The organism is Nocardia tenerifensis NBRC 101015 (genome assembly GCF_000308715.1).
Classification (GTDB): Bacteria; Actinomycetota; Actinomycetes; order Mycobacteriales; family Mycobacteriaceae; genus Nocardia; species Nocardia tenerifensis.
Map to the genome: position 1 here is coordinate 1 of NZ_BAGH01000495.1, position 3,853 is coordinate 3,853.

General features: G+C 68.3%; 4 protein-coding genes. 3 read left to right on the forward strand and 1 reads right to left on the reverse strand.

The genetic code is table 11. The features are described from left to right. Positions 1-228: 228 nt before the first annotated feature. Positions 229-1,164: a LysR family transcriptional regulator gene (locus ON39_RS34410; protein ID WP_040740483.1), complete on the reverse strand. Its 936-nt coding sequence runs from the start codon at positions 1,162-1,164 to the stop codon at positions 229-231. A 121-nt stretch (positions 1,165-1,285) separates the two neighbouring features. Between ON39_RS34410 and ON39_RS34415 the strand changes: the two genes are divergently transcribed. From ON39_RS34415 to ON39_RS47735, 3 genes are all read left to right on the forward strand, one after another. Then, positions 1,286-2,392 carry a tartrate dehydrogenase gene (locus ON39_RS34415; RefSeq protein ID WP_040740484.1) on the forward strand — a complete coding sequence of 369 codons (1,107 nt, stop codon included), beginning with the start codon at positions 1,286-1,288 and terminating at the stop codon, positions 2,390-2,392. Then, the gene (locus ON39_RS34420; RefSeq protein ID WP_040740485.1) at positions 2,389-3,708 is read left to right on the forward strand and encodes a 2-hydroxycarboxylate transporter family protein; all 1,320 of its coding nucleotides are present in this window, start codon (positions 2,389-2,391) and stop codon (positions 3,706-3,708) included. Before ON39_RS34415 ends, ON39_RS34420 begins: the two co-directional genes overlap by 4 nt. After that, positions 3,705-3,853: glycerate kinase (locus ON39_RS47735; RefSeq protein WP_174412604.1), on the forward strand; the 149-nt coding region annotated here is incomplete at its 3' end. The genes ON39_RS34420 and ON39_RS47735, both read left to right, overlap by 4 nt.

A 3,853-nucleotide genomic window follows, 5' to 3' on the forward strand; every position in this document is an offset into this window, starting at 1 on the left:
CGGCTGAACTGCGCCGGACCGAGCCACGTGGCACATCCGAACCACACGCCTGGACCGAGCCACGCCGCGCGGCTCAATCATGTGGGGCGCGGGTACACCGCGCGGCAGGACCATGCCGGACCGAGCCACGCCGCGCGGCTGAACCACGGGGGCGTGGGCACACCGCGCGGCAGGACCATGCCGGACCGAGCCACGCCGCGCGGCTGGATCGTGCTGGGGTGCAAGCACCTATCGCTGCGCGCCGGTGATCCGCCTGCCGAGCCCGGCCTTCAGATGGTCGATGACCGCCCGCGTCCGGCGCGGAAGCGGGGCGGCCGCGGCGTAGACCGCGGCGATGTCGGCGCTGGGCGTCGGGATGTCGGGCAACACCTGGATGAGCGACCCGTCGCGCAGCAGCGGCTCGACGTGCCACAACGACCGCATCACCAAACCCCGTCCGGCCAGGCACCACTGGGTGATCACGTCGCCGTCGTTGCTGATGAGGTTGCCCGCCACCCGGATCGCGACCTCCCGCTCGCCGGTCTCGAAGCGCCACAGCGCGTAGTCGGACTCGTTCTCGCGCAGGATGATGCAGTTGTGCTGCGCGAGCTCCTTCAGGCTCGCCGGTGTTCCGTTGCGCCGCAGGTACTCCGGTGACGCGCACAGCACCCGGCGGTTGACCCACAGCCGGGTCGCGGTCAGCCGCGAATCCTGCAGCGCGCCCACCCTGATGTCGATGTCGAAGCCGGTGCCCGCGATGTTCAGCGGCAGCGCCGAGAGTTCCAGATCCACTTGGACTTTCGGGCTGCGCTCGGCGAACTCGGCGAGCAGCGGCGCGATATGGGCCCGGCCGAGGCCGATGGTCGACCGCACGTGCACCCGGCCGCGCAGCTCGTGGCGCTGCTCGGCGATCGAGTCCTCCAGCTCCTCGAGCTGTGCGGCGATCACCGCGGCGCCCGCCGCGTAGCGCTCCCCCTCCGGCGTCAGCGTCAGCCGCCGCGTGCTGCGCTGCACGAGCAGCACGCCGAGCCTGGCCTCCATCTGCGCGAGCCGTTTGCTGACCGAGGACACCGAGACGCCGAATTCGCGCGCCGCCTCGGTGAGGCTGCGCGAGCGGGCGACGATATCGAAAAAGGTGACGTCGTCGGTGGACGCACCGGTCACGGCGGCCTCCTTCTTTTCCATTCCGGAAAGAGTCTCTTGCGCGTTCCGCGCTTTTGCCGCGGAAAATCCGAGCCTACCGTTGTGATCGCCCCCACAACACCGCATTCCGGGGGCGTTATCGAGGAGATCGGAGAACGCGACGATGGGTTCAACGCACCGTATTGCCGTCATTCCAGGAGACGGCATCGGCAAAGAAGTCGTGCCCCAGGGAGTTCGGGTGCTCGAGGCCGCGGCGGCCGCATTCGACTTCACCCTCGATTTCACCGAGTTCGACTACGCGAGCGCGGAGTACTACACCGCTACCGGGCAAATGCTGCCGAACCGGTGGTTCGACGAACTGGCCGGCTTCGACGCCATCTTCTTCGGCGCGGTCGGCTGGCCGGAGGTCGTGCCGGACCACGTCTCGCTGTGGGGCAGCCTGCTGCAGTTCCGGCGGCACTTCGACCAGTACGTCAGCCTGCGCCCGGTCCGCCTGCTGCGCGGCATCACCAGCCCGCTGGCCGGCCGGCAGCCCGGCGAGGTCGACTTCTACGTGGTCCGGGAGAACACCGAGGGCGAGTATTCGAGCATCGGCGGCAAGATCTTCGAGGGCACCGATCGGGAGACGGTGTTGCAGGAGACGGTGATGACGCGCACCGGCGTCGACCGAATCCTGAAGTACGCCTTCGAACTCGCGCAGCGGCGCCCGAAACGCCACCTCACGTCGGCGACCAAGAGCAACGGAATTTCCATCACCATGCCCTATTGGGATGAGCGCGTCGCGGCCATGGCGACGAACTACCCCGATATCGAGGTCGACAAGTATCACATCGATATTCTGACGGCCAATTTCGTGCTGCACCCCGATTGGTTCGACGTCGTCGTGGCGAGCAATCTCTTCGGCGATATACTTTCCGATCTCGGCCCGGCCTGCACCGGCACCATCGGCATCGCGCCGAGCGGAAACATCAACCCCGAACGCCTCTTTCCGAGCCTGTTCGAACCGGTGCACGGTTCCGCCCCCGATATCGCCGGACGGGGCATCGCCAATCCGATCGGCCAGATCTGGAGCGGGGCGATGATGCTCGAGCACCTGGGCGAGCAGGAAGCCGCCGACGCGGTGCTGGCGGCCATCGAAACGGTGCTCTCCCAGGGCAAGTCGGGCCTGACGCCGGACATGGGCGGGGCCGAGACCACGGAGTCGGTCGGCGGGCAGGTGCGCGCCCGGCTCGAGTCCGCCACCTCGATGGCCGCCGTGAGCCGATCATGACCGTACAGACCAAGACCGCGCGGTCGTTCGCGCTGCCGACGCTCGACGGCGTACCGCTCGTCGTGCCGATCGTCCTCACCGCGGGGGTGCTCGCGGCCGGCGTCTTCGACGCCATCCCCAAGAACATGATCGGCGGGCTCGCCGTGATCGTCGGCCTCGGCATGCTGCTCGGTCCGCTGGGCAACCGCCTGCCGGTGATCTCGAAGATCGGCGGCGGCGCGCTCATCTGCCTGATGGTGCCCTCGGTGCTGGTGTATTTCGGCGTGTTCAACGCCAATACCCTTGCCGCGGTGAACGCCTTGATGAAGGAGGCCAACTTCCTCTACTTCGTCATCTGCACGCTGGTGGTCGGCAGCATCCTCGGCATGAGCCGGAAGGTGATGGTGGGCGGGCTGATCCGCATCTTCGCGCCGCTGGTGCTCGGCACGATCGTCGCGGTGTCGGTGGGCATCGGCGTCGCCATGGCGTTCGGGTTCAGCTTCCATCGCGCGCTGTTCTACCTCGTGGTGCCGATCATCGGCGGCGGCATCGGCGAGGGCGTCATACCGCTGTCCTCGGCGTACGCGTCGGCGCTGGGCGGGGAGTCGGGAAGCTATGTCGCGGAGCTCATTCCGGCGGCGATCATCGGCAATATCGCGGCCGTCATCATCGCGGGGCTGCTGCGCAGGCTCGGCGATCGCCGGCCGCAGCTCGACGGCGGCGGCCAGTTGGTGAAGGTGGCCTCGCCGCTCACCACCGCGGCGGGCCCGGCGCCGGAGACCACCGCGCTGGGTCCGAATCAGGCGCTGGGCCGGAATCACGCGCTGGGCGTGCTGATCATCTGCGGTCTGTTCGTGCTGGCCACGCTGCTGGAGCGGGTCGTGCACCTGCCCGCGCCGGTGCTGGTGATCATCATGTCGGTGCTCTGCAAGCTCTTCGGCGTCTTCCCCGCCCATGTCGAGGACAGCGTGCGCGGCATCTACGCGGTCATCTCGCGGCACTTCATCTACCCGACCATGATCGGGCTCGGACTGCTGTATCTGCCGTTGAAGAACATCATGGGCGTGATCTCGGTGGGCTATGTGGCCGCCTGCATCGCCGTCGTCGTGTCGATGGCGGCCACCGGCTTCTGGGTCGGGCGGGCCATCGGCATGTACCCGGTCGACGCGTCGTTGGTGACGGTCTGCCACAGCGGACTCGGCGGAACCGGTGATGTGGCAATCCTTTCCGCCTCGAACCGGATGAATCTCATGCCCTTCGCGCAGATCTCGACCCGCATCGGCGGGGTGACCACGGTCATCTCGGCGGCGGCGCTGATCAGGGTGCTCGAGGGATGAGGGTCCTGGTCGCGCCGGACAAGTTCAAGGGCAGCCTGACCGCGGCGCAGGTCGCGCGGTGGCTCGCCCACGGTCTGGCCGGGGTCGGCGTGGCGAGCAGGCAGCTGCCGCTCGCCGACGGCGGGGACGGCAGCGTCGACGCCGC